This is a genomic window from Yoonia sp. 208BN28-4 (assembly GCF_037543925.1).
GTDB lineage: Bacteria > Pseudomonadota > Alphaproteobacteria > Rhodobacterales > Rhodobacteraceae > Yoonia.
This window is the reverse complement of record NZ_JBBIFY010000002.1, coordinates 68,232-86,227: the sequence shown is the minus strand read 5'-3', so window position 1 is coordinate 86,227 and position 17,996 is coordinate 68,232. Positions and strand designations below refer to the sequence as shown.

Genomic DNA, 17,996 nt, shown 5'->3' with positions numbered 1-17,996 from the left:
ATCACGCAAGTTGCCCCGCCGCAAGATGCAGCCTGCGTTGCAAACGGCCAGCGAGCGAAAGCGAATGGGTCACCATCATCAGGCCCGCACCGGTATCCGCCGCAAGGCCCAGCATCAGATCCATCACCTGACCCGCCGTTTCTTCGTCCAGATTGCCTGTCGGCTCATCGGCCAGGATCAGCTTGGGACGTGGTGCCAAGGTGCGGGCAATCGCAACCCGTTGCTGCTGTCCGCCAGACAGTTGCTCGGGGTATTTTTGCAAATGATCGGAAAGGCCCATCCGGCTTGCCAGATCGGCGCACCACTGCGCGTCATACGTGTCGGCCAATCGCGCCTGAAACGCGATGTTATCAACCACGCGCAGGCTTGGGATCAGATTGAATTGTTGGAATATCACCCCCACAACACCGCGTCTGACGCGGGCGCGGCCTGTGTCATCCAGTGCGGCCAGATCGGTCCCGTCGATCAGGATTTTCCCCTCATCGGGCGTATCAAGTCCGCCGATAAGGTGCAGCAAGGTGCTTTTGCCCGACCCGGATTCCCCTGTCAGGGCCAGTGTTTCGCCAGCAGCAAGTGTCAGGCTGACACCGCGCAGCACATCAAACGGCCCGTCAGCCGTGGTGTAGGTCTTGCGCAGGTTGTCGACGGTCAAAAGCATAGCAGTTCCTTTGCGCAGGACCTAAAGCACGCGGCGCGTGTGAAAAGGGTCAGCGACGCGAATTCTCACGCGGCGATGATTTCAATCCGGTTGCCAACCGCATCGGCGATGAAGAAGCGGCGCACATCTGGCAGCTTGTCATCCCACGCAACCGCATGTCCCGCATCCGATAGGCGTGCCGCCAGATCATCAATATCGGCGACCACAAAAGCCGGATGGGCCTTGCCCGCCGGTTTGAAGTCGGGATCAACGCCGAAATGCAGCTGCAGATCACCGGCCTGCGCCCAAAATCCGCCACGTCCAGCAAGCGCATCGGGCTTCGCCACTTCAGCGCACCCCAGAAGGTCACAGTAGAACGCGCGCATGTCGTCCTCCTTCCCTGCGGGAAGAGCAAGCTGCAAGTGGTCGAGCGATACAATCATTGTCGTGTCCTTTTCCGCTTTCATCGCGCAAAGGGGCTGTGCCTGCAATGACCCAACGTCGGACTGTTCAGGTGGGCGGCTTGCGATAGTCTGGGCGCAACACATCAGCAGCAAGGGAATTTGCAAATGTCAGACATCGTCATTCTGGGCGGGGCACGCACCGCTATCGGCACATTTGGTGGCGCACTGGCAGGCACGCCGCCGATAGACCTTGCCACCGCTGTGAACAAGGCCGCAATGGAGCGTGCGGGTGTCGCACCCGAGCAAATCGGCAGCGTCGCCTACGGCCATGTCATCAATACAGAGCCGCGTGACATGTATCTGTCGCGGGTTGGTGCCATGCAGGCCGGTGTGCCTGACAGTGTGCCCGCTATGAACGTGAACCGTCTGTGCGGATCGGGCGTGCAGGCGATTGTGTCGATGGTGCAGGCGCTGCAACTGGGTGACACGGAATTTGCTATTGCCGGTGGCGCGGAAAACATGAGCCGGTCGCCATACATCATTTCAGACCAACGCTGGGGCGCCAAGATGGGCGACGTGCGCACGCAGGATATGATGCTGGGGGCGCTGAACTGTCCGTTCGGCACGGGCCACATGGGCATCACCGCCGAGAATGTCGCGAAAGAGCATGACATCAGCCGGACCGATCAGGATGCCTTCGCCGCCGAAAGCCAGCGCCGCGCGCTTGCTGCCATCGAGGCTGGCTATTTCGCTGACCAGATCACACCGGTGCAAGTGAAACAAAAGCGCGAGATGGTTGATTTCGTGACCGACGCGCATCCCAAGGCCACGACGACAGACACGCTTGCCGGATTGCGCCCTGCCTTTCAGAAGGACGGAACGGTCACAGCGGGCAATGCCTCCGGCCTGAATGATGGGGCCGCGGCAGTTGTGCTGGCACGCGCGGATGCTGCGGAAAAGGCGGGCCTGACACCCGCGTTCCGCGTTCTGGGATACGGCCATGCTGGCGTGCGGCCAGAGGTCATGGGGATCGGCCCCGTGCCCGCCGTGCAAAACCTGTTGCAACGCACGGGCCTGAAGGCGGCGGACTTTGATGTCATCGAAAGCAACGAGGCATTCGCAGCACAAGCGCTGGCGGTCAGCAAAGAACTGGACTTTGATCCTGCCCGTGTGAACCCCAATGGCGGCGCGATTGCGCTTGGTCACCCCGTCGGCGCCACGGGTGCGATCATCACCGTCAAAGCAATGTATGAGTTGGAACGGATCGGTGGGAGGCGCGCGTTGATCACAATGTGTATCGGCGGCGGTCAGGGCATCGCATTGGCGATTGAACGCATCTAACGCATGACGGGCGCAGCATTGGTGCTGCGCCCGTCACTTTAAGGTAACTAGATTTTGCCGGACAGGTGCGCGTCTAGATCGGCAAGACGATCTTCGCCCCAAAACACTTCACCGCTATCCACGACAAAGAACGGTGCGCCAAAGACACCGGCATTCACTGCGTCCTCAAGGTTGCTGGCAAAAGTTTCAGCACTGGACAACATCCCCTTGTCAGCCAGATCGGGATCAAAGCCCGTCTCTTTCAGGCAATCCCGGATCACCGCATCGTCCGCGATGTTCTTTTCGCCTGACCAGCAGGCGGTGCTGATGGCGCTGACCAGCTTGGCGACATCGCCACCTTCGGCCTGTGCCGCGATAATCGCATAGGACGCTGGCGCGCCGTTTGTTGGCCAATGGGCGGGTTTGACGTTGATCGGCAAATCCAGAATGGCCGCCCGACGGCGCATATCCTGCAAGCGATAGGCCTGACGGTTCGGGTGGCGCTCACCGGGAGGTGTGCCACCAGTGCGGCCAAAGAGAGCCATGATATCCAGCGGCTTGTAAGTCAGCGTCGCACCATGCGCGGCCGCAATCTCGGAAGGGCGCGTGCCACACAGGTAGGTGTAAGGTGACAGGGTGGCAAAGTAGTAATCAATATGGGCCATTTAGGGCATCCTTGCTGCGGCAAATCTTTGCGTGACGGTAGCGGTGTGCTACGCGGTGTCAACGCCACGATTCTGTGACTTCATCGCGGAAAGCTGCCAAAGGACACTGCCACCCATGGCCCAGATCAACGAACCCAAACTTATTTCCGGCAATGCCAACCGCCCGCTTGCAGCGCAGGTTGCCCGCCGGATGACCATGCACCGTGGCCGCGCGGTTGATTTGGTAGATGCACGGGTCGAGCGGTTTAATGACGGCGAGATTTTCGTCGAGGTGTTCGAGAACGTGCGCGGCGAGGATATGTTCATTATCCAGCCCACGTCGAACCCCGCCAACGACAACCTGATGGAGCTTTGCATCATCGCCGATGCGCTCCGCCGGTCGTCTGCGGCGCGCATCACCGCAGTGATCCCCTACTTCGGCTACGCCCGCCAGGACCGCCGGTCAAAGGCGCGCACACCGATCACCGCCAAACTGGTGGCAAACATGATCGTTGAGGCCGGTGTCGAACGCATTCTGACGCTTGATCTGCACGCCACGCAAATTCAGGGCTTTTTCGATATTCCGGTGGATAACCTTTACGCCAGCCCGATCTACGCGCTGGATGTCATGCACAATTTTAAAGATCAGCGCGACGATATCATGGTCGTGTCCCCTGACGTGGGCGGTGTGGCCCGTGCCCGTGATCTGGCGCAGCGCATCGGTGCACCGCTGTCGATCGTTGACAAGCGTCGCGGAAAGCCCGGCGAAGTGGCCGAAATGACCGTGATCGGTGATGTGAAAGACCGCACCTGCCTGATCGTTGACGACATCGTCGATACCGCTGGCACGCTTTGCAAGGCCGCCGAAGTGCTATTGGAGCATGGCGCGAAAGAGGTGCACGCCTATATCACACACGGCGTGCTGTCCGGCCCTGCCGTGGATCGTGTCAGCAAGTCGGTGATGAAAAACCTCGTCATCACAGATACCATTCAGGCGACGGACGCTGTGAAAAACTGCGCCAATATCCGCATCGTGCCAACCGCGCCGATGTTCGCGCAGGCGATTTTGAACACGTCAAACGGCACATCCGTGTCGTCACTTTTCAATCACGAAACACTCGGACCAATTTACGAAGGCATGTACAAGGGCTGATCCGCTAGCGGGTTGCCTGTCGGTGGCAGGCAACCGGGGCCGGTGCCCGCCCCCTTTTTCGTTAAGGGCAAAAGTAGGCGCGGTCAGATATCCCACGTATCGTCGTTAGGCAATTCGCCGATAGACTGCCAAGCCGCCCGGACGCGGGCGATTTTCGTGTCTTCCCATGTGCGAAACACGATCTCGAACCCTGACGTCGTGATGTTTTCGGCCTGAATATCGGCGCGTTGGTTTGTGCTGCTGGACATATCAAACATCGACATACTGACGGTCACCGATGGCGGCACGTGATAGGGTTCGGAGAACGACACCTCGTGGCGACGGACACGCGGACCATCGCCGGACCACATCTCGCCGTCGTCTGCAAAATCCGAAAACAGGACAACTTCACCCTGATCCACGCCAACCAGATGGCTTTGCATTCTTTTCATTGTCATTTGCCGTTCCCGCAGCCGAGTCTCATCCCTAGAGACAGCTTATTAACCAAAATGCTTAAAAATTCGATCATGAATTGAAAAAGGGCCCCGAAAACGGGGCCCTTTTTATGACGTCAAAAGATGTGAACCTTAGTCGTTGGCTGTCAGACCGATGTGACCACCCACGGCGACCATATCGGCGATCAGCTTGGCCGCGTCATCAACAGGGCCAGGTTCGTTCTTGAAGGTTTCCTGCGCCTGCGCGTGTGCGGCTTTCGCCTCGGCCAGCAGGTCGTTGAACGCATCTTGCGTCACTTCGGACTTTGGCATTGCACGCTCGGCCAGAACCGACACGCCGGATTGCGTGATCTCGGCGAAGCCGCCAACCACAACGTATTCATCCGTTCCACCACTGTGCACCACACGCAAAACGCCGGGGCGCAGTGTGGTGATCGTTGGCGCGTGGTCTGCCATCGCTGTCATGTCGCCGTCAGCACCCGGAATTTGCACCTCGGATGCTTCCATCGACGCCAAGCGGCGCTCTGGCGAGACAAGATCGAATTGTAGATTTGCCATAAGGGCTACTCCTTAAATCCGATTAAGCGGCGTCAGCGGCCATTTTCTCGGCTTTGGCTTTCACGTCTGCGATGCCACCAACCATGTAGAAGGCACCTTCTGGCAGGTGATCATACTCACCAGCGACTACGGCCTTAAACGATGCGATTGTGTCATCCAGTGGAACCTGAACACCGGGCGAACCTGTGAACACCTGAGCCACGTCAAACGGCTGCGACAGGAAACGCTCGATCTTACGGGCGCGTGCCACGGTCAGTTTGTCGTCCTCGGAAAGCTCGTCCATACCCAGAATGGCGATGATGTCCTGAAGCGACTTGTAGCGCTGCAGCATCTGCTGAACGTCGGCAGCCACGGCGTAGTGCTCATCACCCACGATGGCGGGGTCAAGCAGACGCGATGTGGAGTCGAGCGGGTCAACAGCAGGGTAGATACCCTTTTCCGAGATCGCACGGTTCAGAACGGTTGTCGCGTCCAAGTGCGCAAACGATGTCGCTGGTGCGGGGTCGGTCAGGTCGTCCGCAGGCACGTAGATGGCCTGAACGGATGTGATCGAGCCGTTCTTGGTAGAAGTAATACGTTCCTGCATCTGGCCCATGTCTGTGGCCAGTGTTGGCTGGTAGCCCACAGCGGAAGGAATACGACCCAGCAGAGCCGAAACCTCGGAACCGGCCTGTGTGAAGCGGAAGATGTTGTCCACGAAGAACAGAACGTCTGTACCGGACTGGTCGCGGAACGCTTCGGCCATGGTCAGACCCGACAGGGCCACACGCATACGCGCACCCGGAGGCTCGTTCATCTGGCCGTAGACCAGTGCAACTTTGGACTTGGTCAGGTCATCCATGTTGATAACGCCGGATTCGATGAATTCGTAATACAGGTCGTTACCTTCGCGTGTCCGCTCGCCCACACCCGCAAATACGGAGTAGCCGGAGTGCACTTTCGCGATGTTGTTGATCAGCTCTTGAATAAGAACTGTCTTGCCCACGCCGGCACCGCCGAATAGACCAATCTTACCACCTTTGGCGTATGGCGCCAGCAGGTCGATAACCTTGATGCCTGTTACCAGCACTTCGGAGGCTGTGGACTGTGCTTCGAACTCTGGCGCGTCAGCGTGGATCGAACGACGCTCTTGCTCACCAATGTCGCCACGCTCGTCAATCGGCTCACCGATGACGTTCATGATACGGCCCAGTGTGGCGTCGCCCACGGGCACGGTGATCGGACCGTCTGTGTCAGTCACGTCCTGACCGCGCACCAGACCCTCGGTGGAGTCCATCGCGATTGTACGTACTGTGTTTTCGCCAAGGTGCTGGGCCACTTCGAGAACCAGCTCTTTGCCGTTGTTGTCTGTCTTCAACGCGTTAAGGATCTCTGGCAGGTGATCCTCAAACTTGACGTCGACGACGGCGCCAATCACCTGCGTGATTTTGCCTTTTGCATTTGCCATAACGTTTCTCCGGTTCTCTTAAAGCGCTTCAGCGCCCGAAATAATTTCAATCAGCTCGTTGGTGATGACGGCCTGACGCGAACGGTTGTATTCGATTGTCAGCTTGTCGATCATCTCGCCTGCGTTGCGGGTGGCGTTGTCCATGGCGGACTGACGGGCACCTTGCTCGGACGCAGCATTTTCGAGCAATGCAGCAAAGATTTGCGTGGCCACACCGCGTGGCAGCAGATCGGCCAGAATGGCGTCCTCGCTTGGTTCGTAGTCATAAAGGGTGCTTTCCGCATCCTCTTGGGCTTCGAACTGTGCAGGAATGATCTGCAAGGCGGTGGGGTGCTGTGTGACGACGTTTTCAAAGCGCGAAAAGAAGATCGTCGCGATGTCAAAGTCACCAGCATCGAAACGCGCCAGCACGTCTTTGGCGATGCCTTGCGCGTCGGCGTAGCCCACGCGCTTGACCTCTGTCAGGTCGACGTGACCGACGAAGTGCTCACCAAAATCGCGCTTGATCGCGTCGCGGCCTTTTTTGCCGACGGTCAGGATTTTGACAGTCTTGCCCTGCCCCAACAGCTTTTGTGCGTGCTGGCGAGCCAGCTTGGCGATGTTGCCGTTAAAGCCGCCGCACAGACCACGCTCTGCGGTCATGACGACCAGCAGGTGCACTTGATCCGATCCGGTGCCGGACAACAGCTTGGGTGCCGCAGGTGACCCTGCCGCACCAGCCGCAAGCCCAGCCATCACAGCGTTAAAACGCTCTGTGTAGGGGCGTGCCGCCTCGGCTGCGTCTTGGGCGCGGCGCAGTTTTGCGGCCGCGACCATCTGCATCGCCTTGGTGATCTTCCGCGTGGATTTCACGCTTTCGATCCGGTTTTTTAGGTCCTTAAGACTAGGCATAAGGTGCTCCTATGTCCAAAGGGTTTAAGCGAAGTCTTTTGCGAAAGCGTCGATTGCGGCTTTCACTTTGTCCTCGGCTTCCCCTTTGATCTTGGGGTCTTCTTTGGTGATGAAGTCCAGCACGTCTTTTGCATCGTTACGCAGATGCTTCAGCAGACCGGCCTCAAAGCGACCCACGTCCTTGACGGCGATCTTGTCGAGGTAGCCTTTGGTGCCGGCGTAGATCACGCAGACGATTTCGGCGTTGGTCAGCGGCGAATACTGCGGCTGCTTCATCAGTTCGGTCAGGCGGGCACCACGGTTCAGCAACTGCTGTGTGGCGGCGTCCAGATCGGAACCAAACTGCGCAAAGGCGGCCATTTCGCGGTACTGGGCAAGCTCAAGTTTCACCGGACCAGCGACAGATTTCATCGCGTTTGTTTGTGCGGAGGAACCCACACGCGAAACGGACAGACCTGTGTTCACCGCAGGACGGATGCCCTGATAGAACAGTTCGGTCTCAAGGAAGATCTGACCGTCGGTGATCGAAATCACGTTGGTCGGAATAAACGCGGACACGTCACCACCCTGGGTTTCAATGATCGGCAGCGCTGTGAGCGAGCCGGACCCGTTGTCTTCGTTCAGTTTGCACGAACGCTCAAGCAGGCGGGAGTGAAGATAGAAAACGTCACCAGGATAGGCTTCGCGGCCTGGCGGGCGACGCAGAAGCAGGGACATCTGACGGTAGGACACGGCCTGCTTGGACAGGTCATCATAGATGATCAGCGCGTGGCGGCCATTGTCGCGGAAGTGCTCTGCCATCGAAGTGGCGGCATATGGTGCAAGGAACTGCATCGGTGCGGGGTCGGATGCGGTTGCAGCCACAACGATCGAATACTCAATCGCGCCGCTTTCTTCCAGCTTCTTCACCAGCTGCGCCACTGTGGAACGCTTCTGGCCGATCGCCACGTAGATACAGTACAGCTTACCGCTCTCGTCGTCGCCTGCGGCATCGTTGTAGGACTTCTGGTTCAGCATGGTGTCCAGCGCGATGGCTGTCTTACCTGTCTGACGGTCACCAATGATCAGCTCGCGCTGGCCACGGCCAACGGGGATCATGGAGTCAACGGACTTCAGACCGGTTGCCATCGGCTCGTGAACCGATTTACGCGGGATGATGCCCGGCGCCTTGGAGTCTGCAATCGCGCGCTTGGATGTCTTGATCGGGCCCTTGCCGTCCAGCGGGTTACCCAGACCGTCAACAACGCGGCCCAGCAGTTCGTCACCCACAGGCACGTCCACGATGGACTTGGTGCGCTTGACGGTGTCGCCTTCTTTAATGTCACGGTCGGAACCGAAGATAACAACACCCACGTTGTCGGCTTCAAGGTTCAGGGCCATGCCGCGGATACCACCGGGGAATTCGACCATCTCACCGGCTTGAACGTTGTCCAGACCATAGATGCGGGCAATACCGTCACCTACGGACAGAACGCGGCCCACTTCGGCCACTTCGGCTTCTTGGCCAAAGTTCTTGATCTGGTCCTTCAGGATCGCAGAGATTTCAGACGCTTGGATCGCCATGTTATCCGACCTCTTTCATAGTGTTCTGGAGTGCGTTGAGCTTTGATTTGATCGACGTGTCGATCATCTTGGAGCCCACTTTAACGATAAGACCGCCGATGATGCTCTCATCCACGGTCTCGTTGATTGTCACGGCCTTACCGACCTGTGCTTTCAATGTCTTGGCCAGCTTGTCCGACTGCGCTTTGGTCAGCGCCTTGGCAGTGGTCACGTCGGCGGTCACTTCGCCACGCTCTTCTGCCAGTCGCTCGCGCAGGACTGTGGTCAACTGTGGCAGCACAAACAAACGACGCTTGCTGGCAAGCAGCGAAAGCGTGTTGGCTGTGGTGTCGGACAGTTTCATTTGCTTGGCGATTGCACCAATCGCGGCTGTCTGTTCGTCGCGGCTATACAGCGGGGACGTCAGCAGTGTGCGGAAATCTTCGCTGTCGGACATTGCACCTTCAAGTGCGGCGACATCGGTTTCCAGCGCTTTGAGTTTTTTGCCTTCGCGGGCAATATCAAACACAGCCGATGCGTAACGCTCGGCGATGCCTGTGGAGATACCAGCAGTTTCGGACACGTCCACCCTTCCAAAGTCTTGGCGCCCGGTCCGGCAGACCCCATAGTGACGGGATGACAGAGGGCAGCATGTGAGGCCCCCACAAAAGGCGGGGGCGGCGAAATCATGCGCGATGTAACAGAGGTGTTATGGTGCCGCAAGTCACCTGCGTCACAATTTCCGCAGGTGCCGCTGGCATAAGGTTTTAACCGTGATACCCGCAATCAGGCCGGACATTATATACAATTTCGGGCCTTTTGGGTCCTGCCCCGCAAGGCTTTCACCGCTGCAGGACAGAATCGTTAAGAGCGGATTAACGCAGACCGGGTGGTTCTAGTTGCGCTCTTGCACAATAAAGAAGCCGTCGTCTGCCCCGTCAAAGTTTGTGTCAGACACTTCGCCCGCGATGAACTCGGCATCTGATCCGAGGAAATCACCCAAAAGCTGCGCGCTCACGCGGCGCACCTGGCCGTCCTGTGTCAAATCGCCTGAAATGGTCGGGCTGATCTGGTAGGCGGTATCTGGGTCGGCATTCACATTGATAGAGCTTGGCGAGACGGTCAGCGTGCCCCCCACCGGTCTGTTCAGGCGGTCGACGAAATTGCGAGCGCCGCCGCCGATTGTGGACGAATTGTTAAAGGATGCCGAAAGGGTCAGATCGCCCACGACGCCGTTGTTCTCAACACTGCCCAATGCGATCTGGCCGTCATATTCAACCTTGGCCACGGTCGGGAACTGCTGGGAAGTCGTCAAAGGCTGCCCTTGGGATGCGTTGTAGATGCGCAGCCCATCCACGCCATTCTGACCGAAGGCCTTGCCATCCTCCACCGCAGCGGCAAAAGCGCGCGCGGCCAGATCGGCCTGTGTCGGCTCTTCTAGCAAATCTTCAAGGGAGCATGCGGAAAGTGCGGTGACTGCGCCGATCAAGGCAAAAGACTGAAGATAGTTCATTTGAAAACCTTTGAATTTGAACACGAAATATCCCGTGACTGTAGCCAAATGAAAAAATCTGACAATTGTTTTGTCACATGCCCGTTGGCTTGCCCGCGTGTCTTGCCGGTTCCGGTCTGCCACTTGCGATCCCTTCAAGCGCACGCAACGGGTTGCGCACACGCGCGGTCAGGCCCGGTTTGCGGGGTGCCGGTATCTGTTTGCTGGCCTCCACAATCAGGACACCACCGGCAGCGAAAACGGGAATGTTGTGCCCGACCCGCTCCATCAAACCGGACGCCTTGCGCCAGATCCGCTTTTCGGACGGCGGTTGATAGAGTGCCGACATGGAGCGTTCAGTAATAAAGTGGTGCTTGCGCAACTGCGCCTCGAGCTGGCCCAGCGAATAGGGTCGGCCATATCCAAACGGAGTTTTGTCCGACCGCGACCACAAGCCCGCGCGATTGGGCACGATAAACACGGCCCGCCCCCCCGGACCAAGGGCACGGTAGCATTCATCAAGTAGTGCAGACGGGTAGTCTGACGTTTCCAGACCGTGCAGCATCACCAGCTTGTCGATCTGGCCTGTCTCGATCGGCCAAAGCGTGTCTTCGCACAACACTGACACATTCGGCATGCCAGCGGGCCACGGCATCACCCCTTGCGGCCCCGGCATCAGACCGACCACGCGGCGCGCGTCTTTCAGGAAGGGTCGCAACAGCGGCACAGCAAAGCCGAAACCAGCAACCGTCTGGCCTTTTACATCGGGCCACATCGCGACCAGTTCATCGCGGATCACCTTTTGCGCCCGCCGTCCTAACGCACTGCGATAGTAGAAATTGCGCAAGTCCAGAACATCAAGGTGCATCGGGGTCTTTTTCCTTGCCGCCGCGGGGTTGACACGACCTTATCAAAGCCCACCATGAATTCCATGCGTTATGACATCATCACCGTCCCGTGTCTTGAAGACAACTATGCCTATCTGGTCGCTGACAAGCAGACGCGACAGGCAATCCTGATCGACGCCCCAGAGGCGGCTCCGATCAACAAAGCTCTCAAGCGTGAAAAGCTGACCCTGACGACCCTTTTGCTGACCCACCACCACTGGGACCATGTCGAAGGGATCGACGGTTTGGACAAAGGCGACGGGTTCACGATTGTCGGTTGTGCCAAAGATGCGGACCGATTGCCCAAGCTGGATCAGGCGGTTTCACCCGGCGACGTCATGAATATCCTTGGCACAAGCGTTCAGGTCATGGCCGCCGACGGGCACACCATCAACCATATCGCGTTTTACATGCCGGAACTGACAGCGCTGTTTTCGGGCGACAGCCTGATGACCCACGGATGCGGACGGCTGTTTGAAGGCACGCCGCAGCAGATGTTTGAGACTGTTCAGGGCTTTGCGGCGCTGCCGGATAACACCAAGCTTTATTGCGGTCACAACTATGCGGATGCCAATCTGGAATTTGCCGCTCACTGTTCGCCCGACCCGCGGGCCTTGTCCCAGCGCAAACACCACCTAAATACTCTTGCAGACGAGAATTGGCCGACGACAGGTGTGACGTTGGCCCTTGAGAAACAAATCAACCCGTATTTGCGGACGCATCTGCCTCAGGTCAAAGCCGCAGTCGGCATGCCCGACGCAGATGATGCAGCCGTATTTGCCGAAATTCGTGCACGCAAAGACAAGTTCTGATCGTGCTGCCTGTGAAGGCGCATGCAGCAAATTGCCGCGCCGACCACGCCAAATTCAACACGTTCACGGCATTTCCCGCCCTTTGTGAACAACAAACGCAAAAAAGTCCTTGAAGGTTCGGCAATAAAACCAAACCTTAAAGATAACAGGCCACGGTAGTCTCGGGCCCTCCGCAGACTGCCCCGATCAAAAGGAGCACCGCACGTGCCATCTTTTTCAACCACGCTAGAGCAATCCATTCACGGCGCGCTGGCCCTGGCCAACGCCCGCAAACACGAACTCGCCACGCTGGAGCATCTGCTGCTTTCGCTGATTGACGAACCTGACGCCGCCCGCGTGATGCAGGCCTGTTCGGTCAATCTGGACGAATTGCGCAAGGACCTTGAGGATTTCATCGACGAGGATTTGTCGAACCTGATCACCGATGTGGACGGATCCGAAGCTGTGCCAACAGCCGCGTTCCAGCGCGTGATCCAGCGCGCCGCGATCCACGTGCAATCCTCCGGCAAGACCGAGGTGACAGGCGCAAACGTGCTGGTCGCCATCTTTGCCGAACGTGAAAGCAACGCCGCATACTTCCTGCAAGAGCAGGACATGACCCGTTACGACGCGGTCAACTTTATCGCGCACGGTGTGGCCAAAGACCCCGCGTTTGGCGAAAGCCGCCCGATCACTGGCACGTCCGAAGGTGACACCGTTGATAACGGTGAAGAAGCCGAGGAAAAATCGGCGCTTGCGAAATACTGCGTCGACCTGAACGTGAAAGCGTCCAAGGGCGACGTTGATCCGCTGATCGGCCGCAATCACGAAGTGGAGCGCTGCATTCAGGTGCTGTGCCGCCGCCGCAAGAACAACCCGCTTTTGGTGGGTGATCCCGGCGTTGGTAAAACCGCGATTGCCGAAGGTTTGGCCTTCAAGATCGTGAACAAGGACACACCAGAGGTGCTGTCTGGTGCTACGATCTATTCGCTCGACATGGGTGCGCTGCTGGCTGGCACGCGCTACCGCGGCGATTTCGAGGAACGCCTGAAGGCCGTGATGACCGAGATGGAAGATCACCCTGATGCGGTGCTGTTCATCGACGAGATTCATACGGTGATCGGTGCCGGTGCCACCTCTGGTGGTGCGATGGATGCTTCCAACCTGCTGAAGCCTGCGTTGCAGGGCGGCAAGCTGCGCTGCATGGGTTCGACGACCTACAAAGAATTCCGTCAGCACTTTGAAAAGGACCGCGCCCTGTCGCGTCGTTTCCAGAAGATCGACGTGAACGAGCCTTCGGTCGAAGATGCGGTGAAAATCCTGCGCGGTCTCAAGCCGCACTTTGAAGAGCACCACGGCATCAAATATACAGCTGACGCGATCCGCACAGCCGTGGACCTGTCCGCCCGCTATATCAACGACCGCAAGCTGCCTGACAAAGCTATCGACGTGATCGACGAGGCCGGTGCTGCACAACATCTGGTCGCGGAAAGCAAGCGCCGCAAAACCATCGGCACCAAAGAAATCGAGGCTGTCGTGGCAAAGATTGCCCGCATCCCGCCCAAGAACGTGTCCAAGGACGATGCAGAGGTTCTCAAAGACCTTGAAAAGTCGCTGAAGCGCGTGGTGTTTGGTCAGGATGACGCGATTGTCGCGCTGTCGTCTGCCATCAAACTGGCGCGGGCTGGCCTGCGCGAGCCTGAGAAGCCGATTGGTAACTACCTGTTCGCGGGTCCAACCGGTGTGGGTAAAACCGAGGTGGCCAAGCAACTGGCGGATACGCTGGGTGTGGAACTGCTGCGCTTTGACATGTCCGAGTATATGGAAAAGCACGCGGTGTCCCGTCTGATCGGTGCACCTCCTGGCTATGTGGGCTTTGATCAAGGCGGGATGCTGACCGACGGTGTGGACCAGAACCCGCATTGCGTGCTGCTTCTTGACGAGATGGAGAAGGCACACCCAGACGTCTACAACATCCTGTTGCAGGTGATGGACCACGGTAAACTGACCGACCACAATGGCCGGACAACGGATTTCCGCAATGTGATCTTGATCATGACGTCAAACGCGGGTGCGTCCGAGATGTCCAAAAACGCGATGGGCTTTGGCCGCGAGAGCCGCGAAGGTGAAGACACCGCCGCGATTGAACGGACGTTCACGCCGGAGTTCCGCAACCGTCTGGACGCGGTCATCAGCTTTGGCGCGCTGCCGAAGCCTGTCATCCTGCGTGTGGTTGAAAAGTTCGTGCTGCAACTTGAGGCACAACTGATTGATCGCAACGTGCATATTGAGTTGTCCAATGCCGCTGCCGATTGGCTGGCCGACAAAGGCTATGATGCCAAAATGGGTGCGCGCCCGCTGGGCCGCGTTATCCAAGAGCACATCAAGAAACCACTGGCAGAGGAGCTGCTGTTCGGCAAACTGATGAAGGGCGGTCTGGTCAAGGTTGGCGTAAAGGATGGCAAGCTTGACCTGCAATTCCTTGAGCCGGAGCAAGGCAAGATCGGCGGTTCGGGTAACAAGCCACCCCTGCTGACCGCCGACTAACATGCGGCTTTCGACAGCCACCATTTTTTCCCTCGCAGCCTATCCGGTTGCGGGGGAATTTTCTTTGGACCCTCCGATTGATTGCGTGCTGGGCGACACTTGTCACATCCAGCAGTTTGTCGATCACGACCCCACCGATGCCGCATCCAATTTTCGCTGTGGTCCGCTGACATATGACACGCATAAGGGCACCGATTTTGCCCTGCCTTCACTTGCCGCGAAGGCGGCTGGTATCGCGGTCCTTGCGGCGAGCGCTGGAGAAGTGACCGCCTTGCGCAGCCACCTGCCCGACATCCTGCAAGGCGAACCTGACGCGCCTGACGTGCGCGATGTGGAATGTGGCAACGGTGTTCTTTTGCGCCATCCTGACGGCTGGGAAACGCAATACTGCCATCTGGCGCAGGACAGTATTACCGTCGCTGTCGGTGACCGCGTCGAAGCAGGCGATACGCTAGGCTTTGTCGGGCTATCAGGCAGCACTGAATTTCCCCATCTGCACATCTCCGTTCGTCAAAACGGCGACGTCGTTGATCCATTTGATCCTGACGGCGAGATTACTTGCGATCAGCCAAGCAACGATACGCTTTGGTCCACCCCGCTTGACGCGCCAGAGGGCGGACTGATCGCCAGCGGCTTCGCAACCGCGATCCCTGACTATGCAGATGTTAAAGCGGGCACGGCAGCGGCGCCCGTCATTGCCACCGACGATGCGGCGCTTGTTCTTTGGGGATATGCTTTTGGTACTCGCGCGGATGATATTGTAACGCTGAACATTATCGGACCGGACGGCGAGGTGTTCGCCAACGACGAAACGCTTGACCGCACGCAGGCGCAGATGTTTCGTGCCGGCGGGCGGCGGACGCCCGACACCGGCTGGTCCATAGGAGACTACACAGGAACGGTCACGCTGACACGCGATGGTGCTGTGCTTGATACGCAGGTCGTGACGATTGCGGTTAAGCCTTAGCGTTCGGTCAGCTTGATCTCGATCCGGCGGTTCGCGGCACGCGCTGCATCGCTGTCGTCATCAACCAGCGGCTGATACTGACCAAAGCCGTTTGCCGCCAGACGCTCTGGCGGGATGCCAAGGAAGTTGATCATGTACTGGACCACCGACAGCGACCGCGCTTGTGACAGTTCCCAGTTGTCGCGGTATTGGCCCGTGCCGGACAGCGGCACATCGTCGGTATGCCCGTCCACACGGATCACCCAATCGATGCCGTTGGGGATATCGTCTGCGATGTCGCGCAAAATGCTTGCGATATTGGCAATTTCCGCACGCCCCTGCTCGGACAATTCGGCCTGACCGGGCCGAAACAGCACTTCTGACGAAAACACAAAGCGGTCGCCAACAATCTGCACACCATCCTGACCTTCAAGCAGCGTGCGAATTTCGCCAAAAAAGTCGGAGCGGAACCGTTCAAGATCCTGCGCTTGAGCAGCAAGGCGGGCGGCCTCTTCTTCCAGCCGGATACGTTCGGCCTCTTCCAGCGTGCGGCGGCGGCGCTCTTCGGCGGCAACGCGGGCCAGCGCGGTATTCAGGTCAGCGCCAAGCTGTTCAATCTGCACGTTTGCTGCCGTGTCCGCCTCTTCTGCCAGATTAAGCAGGGTTTGCAGCGTTCCAACCTGATTGCGCAGCGCCGCGACCTGTTCGTTCAAAAGCGCCACCTGCCGCTGGCTTTCCGCAGATAGCGCCTGTTCATCGCTTAGGGCTGCATTGGCCTGCGCCAACAGGGCCGCTTGGCGTTCCTGCTCGGTCTGGCCGCTATCGGCGGCCTCTTGCGCGGCTGCCATTGCAGCAAGCGCCTCGGCCAGACGTGCCTCAAGGCTCGCACGTTCCTGCGCGGTTTCGCTTTGCCCTTGCGATAGGGATGCCACCTCGGCGGTCAGCGCCTGTTGCGCCAATAGCGCCTCGGCAAGTTGATCTGCCAGACTTTGGCGTTCAGCATCGGTTTGCGCTTGGGTCTGCGACAAGGCGGCAAGCTCGGCGGCAGCAGCCTCCTGCGCGAGGATGGCGCTGGCAAGCTGCGCCTGTATCTCGGTCTCGGTCGCGTCACTGTCGGCGAGGGCTGCATCAAGCGCGTCGCGCGCCGCTTGCAAGTCCGCACCTGTCGCGTCACGTGCAGATATCGCGGCAGCCAGACGGCTTGTCAGATCATCGGTCTGGGTTGCGGCCGCATCAAGTGCGGCGCGCGCATCCGCCAGTTCAGCGGCGGTGCTGTCCTGCAACGACAAAGCCGCCAGCAACCGTGCATCCAGATCGCTGCCTTCTGTCAGGGCGCGGGCCAGATCGTTCTCTGCCTGTTGCTGGGCAAGCAGTGCGGCTGCCAGATTGCGATCCAGAGTGTTGCGAGCCGTCTCGGCGGCGGCCAAAAGCGTGAGCGTTTCTTCCGCATCACGGCGCTGCTCTTCAAGCGCCAGTGTCATGGCCGTCAATTCTGTGTCCGCGTTGGCGAGCCGTTCGCGTAAGGCCTCTGCCGCTGCTGCCTCGGCCAGTTGTTGCGCCTCCAGCGCCGTGATCTGGGCGGTGTTTTCGCTATTAGCCGTTTCAAGCGCGGCAATGCGTGCGGCGTCAGTCTGTCCGGTGGTTTCCAGATCAGCGATCATGGCTTCCAGTGCTTCACGTTGAGCGGCTGCCAATCGTGCCGCTTCGACACCTTGGTCGATTTCTGAGCGGGCCGCAGCCAGCGCGAGGTTCAGCGCCTCGGCTTCGGTCAGCAGATCCGCCTCGCGGGTTTCAAGCGCCGCAATACGGGACGCAGCATCTGCGTTGTCTGTTTCCAGCCCCGCGATCACCTCTTCATTGGCAGCTTGCTGGGACAATAGCGCCGCGATCCGGTCCTCGTTGGTGCTGCGTTGGGCAAGTAGACCTGCGACCTGCGCCTCGAACCCAGTGATGCTATTCTGCGCCTGCGTGAGTGCTGCTAGACCGGCATCGCGCTCGGCTGTCAGTTGCGCGATCAGGGCCGATTGCGTGTCGGCGGCATCAGACGCATCGTCCAGTGCTGTGGTCAGGCTGGCGGTGCGGTCCTGCTCCAGACCAAGCGCAGAGGCCAGCGACGCAACCTCGGCGGATAGTTCGTTCAACTGGCTTTCTTGCCCTGTAATCGTCTCGCGCAGCACAAACTGGATCACCATAAAGATGGTCAGCACAAACATCAGGACCAGCAAAAGCCCCGTCATCGCGTCCACGAAACCCGGCCAGATGGCGTTTTGAAAACGTCCTTGCCTGCGTGACAGCGCCATCGG

The 17,996-nt window shown here is 58.7% G+C and carries 17 protein-coding genes; 5 read left to right on the top strand and 12 right to left on the bottom strand.

The window, feature by feature from the left end; genetic code table 11:
* Nucleotide 1 precedes the first annotated feature (1 nt).
* Together V8J84_RS06465 and V8J84_RS06460 are read right to left on the bottom strand one after the other, a co-directional pair.
* Nucleotides 2-658: an ABC transporter ATP-binding protein gene (locus V8J84_RS06465; RefSeq protein ID WP_339929265.1), complete on the bottom strand. Its 657-nt coding sequence runs from the start codon at nucleotides 656-658 to the stop codon at nucleotides 2-4.
* 65 nt (nucleotides 659-723) lie between these two features.
* Nucleotides 724-1,080, bottom strand: a complete 357-nt coding sequence (locus V8J84_RS06460; RefSeq protein ID WP_339929263.1) for a VOC family protein — start codon at nucleotides 1,078-1,080, stop codon at nucleotides 724-726.
* Nucleotides 1,081-1,206: 126 nt separating this feature from the next.
* Here V8J84_RS06460 and V8J84_RS06455 point away from each other — a divergent pair, with 126 nt between their 5' ends.
* Nucleotides 1,207-2,382 carry an acetyl-CoA C-acyltransferase family protein gene (locus V8J84_RS06455; RefSeq protein ID WP_339929261.1) on the top strand — a complete coding sequence of 392 codons (1,176 nt, stop codon included), beginning with the start codon at nucleotides 1,207-1,209 and terminating at the stop codon, nucleotides 2,380-2,382.
* A gap of 47 nt (nucleotides 2,383-2,429) precedes the next feature.
* Here the strand turns inward: V8J84_RS06455 and V8J84_RS06450 are convergent, their stop codons facing one another.
* Nucleotides 2,430-3,026 carry a 2-hydroxychromene-2-carboxylate isomerase gene (locus tag V8J84_RS06450; RefSeq protein WP_339929259.1) on the bottom strand — a complete coding sequence of 199 codons (597 nt, stop codon included), beginning with the start codon at nucleotides 3,024-3,026 and terminating at the stop codon, nucleotides 2,430-2,432.
* Nucleotides 3,027-3,141: 115 nt separating this feature from the next.
* Between V8J84_RS06450 and V8J84_RS06445 the strand changes: the two genes are divergently transcribed.
* Nucleotides 3,142-4,158 (top strand): ribose-phosphate pyrophosphokinase, encoded by a 1,017-nt coding sequence (locus tag V8J84_RS06445; RefSeq protein ID WP_339929257.1) that lies wholly within the window; start codon nucleotides 3,142-3,144, stop codon nucleotides 4,156-4,158.
* An 83-nt stretch (nucleotides 4,159-4,241) separates the two neighbouring features.
* Here the strand turns inward: V8J84_RS06445 and V8J84_RS06440 are convergent, their stop codons facing one another.
* From V8J84_RS06440 to V8J84_RS06405, 8 genes are all read right to left on the bottom strand, one after another.
* Entirely contained in the window at nucleotides 4,242-4,589 is a 348-nt protein-coding gene (locus V8J84_RS06440) for an H-type lectin domain-containing protein (protein WP_339930683.1), read from the bottom strand.
* 135 nt (nucleotides 4,590-4,724) lie between these two features.
* Nucleotides 4,725-5,150 (bottom strand): F0F1 ATP synthase subunit epsilon, encoded by a 426-nt coding sequence (locus V8J84_RS06435; protein WP_339929255.1) that lies wholly within the window; start codon nucleotides 5,148-5,150, stop codon nucleotides 4,725-4,727.
* A 22-nt stretch (nucleotides 5,151-5,172) separates the two neighbouring features.
* Nucleotides 5,173-6,597, bottom strand: a complete 1,425-nt coding sequence (gene atpD, locus V8J84_RS06430; protein WP_339929253.1) for a F0F1 ATP synthase subunit beta — start codon at nucleotides 6,595-6,597, stop codon at nucleotides 5,173-5,175.
* An 18-nt stretch (nucleotides 6,598-6,615) separates the two neighbouring features.
* Nucleotides 6,616-7,488 carry a F0F1 ATP synthase subunit gamma gene (locus tag V8J84_RS06425; RefSeq protein WP_339929251.1) on the bottom strand — a complete coding sequence of 291 codons (873 nt, stop codon included), beginning with the start codon at nucleotides 7,486-7,488 and terminating at the stop codon, nucleotides 6,616-6,618.
* Between the two features lie 24 nt (nucleotides 7,489-7,512).
* On the bottom strand, nucleotides 7,513-9,051 hold the full coding sequence (gene atpA, locus V8J84_RS06420; protein ID WP_339929249.1) for a F0F1 ATP synthase subunit alpha: 1,539 nt from the start codon (nucleotides 9,049-9,051) through the stop codon (nucleotides 7,513-7,515).
* Nucleotide 9,052: 1 nt separating this feature from the next.
* The gene (locus tag V8J84_RS06415; protein WP_339929247.1) at nucleotides 9,053-9,613 is read right to left on the bottom strand and encodes a F0F1 ATP synthase subunit delta; all 561 of its coding nucleotides are present in this window, start codon (nucleotides 9,611-9,613) and stop codon (nucleotides 9,053-9,055) included.
* 312 nt (nucleotides 9,614-9,925) lie between these two features.
* Complete coding sequence (locus V8J84_RS06410) at nucleotides 9,926-10,543, bottom strand: hypothetical protein (protein ID WP_339929245.1); 618 nt, start codon at nucleotides 10,541-10,543, stop codon at nucleotides 9,926-9,928.
* 73 nt (nucleotides 10,544-10,616) lie between these two features.
* Nucleotides 10,617-11,390 carry a class I SAM-dependent methyltransferase gene (locus V8J84_RS06405; protein ID WP_339929243.1) on the bottom strand — a complete coding sequence of 258 codons (774 nt, stop codon included), beginning with the start codon at nucleotides 11,388-11,390 and terminating at the stop codon, nucleotides 10,617-10,619.
* Nucleotides 11,391-11,453: 63 nt separating this feature from the next.
* On the opposite strand from V8J84_RS06405, the gene gloB reads away from it, so the two are divergent.
* The 3 genes from gloB (at nucleotide 11,454) to V8J84_RS06390 (ending at nucleotide 15,714) form a co-directional block, all read left to right on the top strand.
* A complete protein-coding gene (gene gloB / locus V8J84_RS06400) occupies nucleotides 11,454-12,221 on the top strand; it encodes a hydroxyacylglutathione hydrolase (RefSeq protein ID WP_339929241.1) in 768 nt (255 codons plus the stop codon).
* A 204-nt stretch (nucleotides 12,222-12,425) separates the two neighbouring features.
* On the top strand, nucleotides 12,426-14,747 hold the full coding sequence (gene clpA, locus V8J84_RS06395) for an ATP-dependent Clp protease ATP-binding subunit ClpA (protein ID WP_339929239.1): 2,322 nt from the start codon (nucleotides 12,426-12,428) through the stop codon (nucleotides 14,745-14,747).
* 1 nt (nucleotide 14,748) lies between these two features.
* Nucleotides 14,749-15,714 carry a M23 family metallopeptidase gene (locus V8J84_RS06390; protein WP_339929237.1) on the top strand — a complete coding sequence of 322 codons (966 nt, stop codon included), beginning with the start codon at nucleotides 14,749-14,751 and terminating at the stop codon, nucleotides 15,712-15,714.
* Here the strand turns inward: V8J84_RS06390 and V8J84_RS06385 are convergent.
* Nucleotides 15,711-17,993 (bottom strand): peptidoglycan -binding protein, encoded by a 2,283-nt coding sequence (locus V8J84_RS06385; RefSeq protein WP_339929235.1) that lies wholly within the window; start codon nucleotides 17,991-17,993, stop codon nucleotides 15,711-15,713. The genes V8J84_RS06390 and V8J84_RS06385 overlap by 4 nt on opposite strands.
* Nucleotides 17,994-17,996 lie beyond the last annotated feature (3 nt).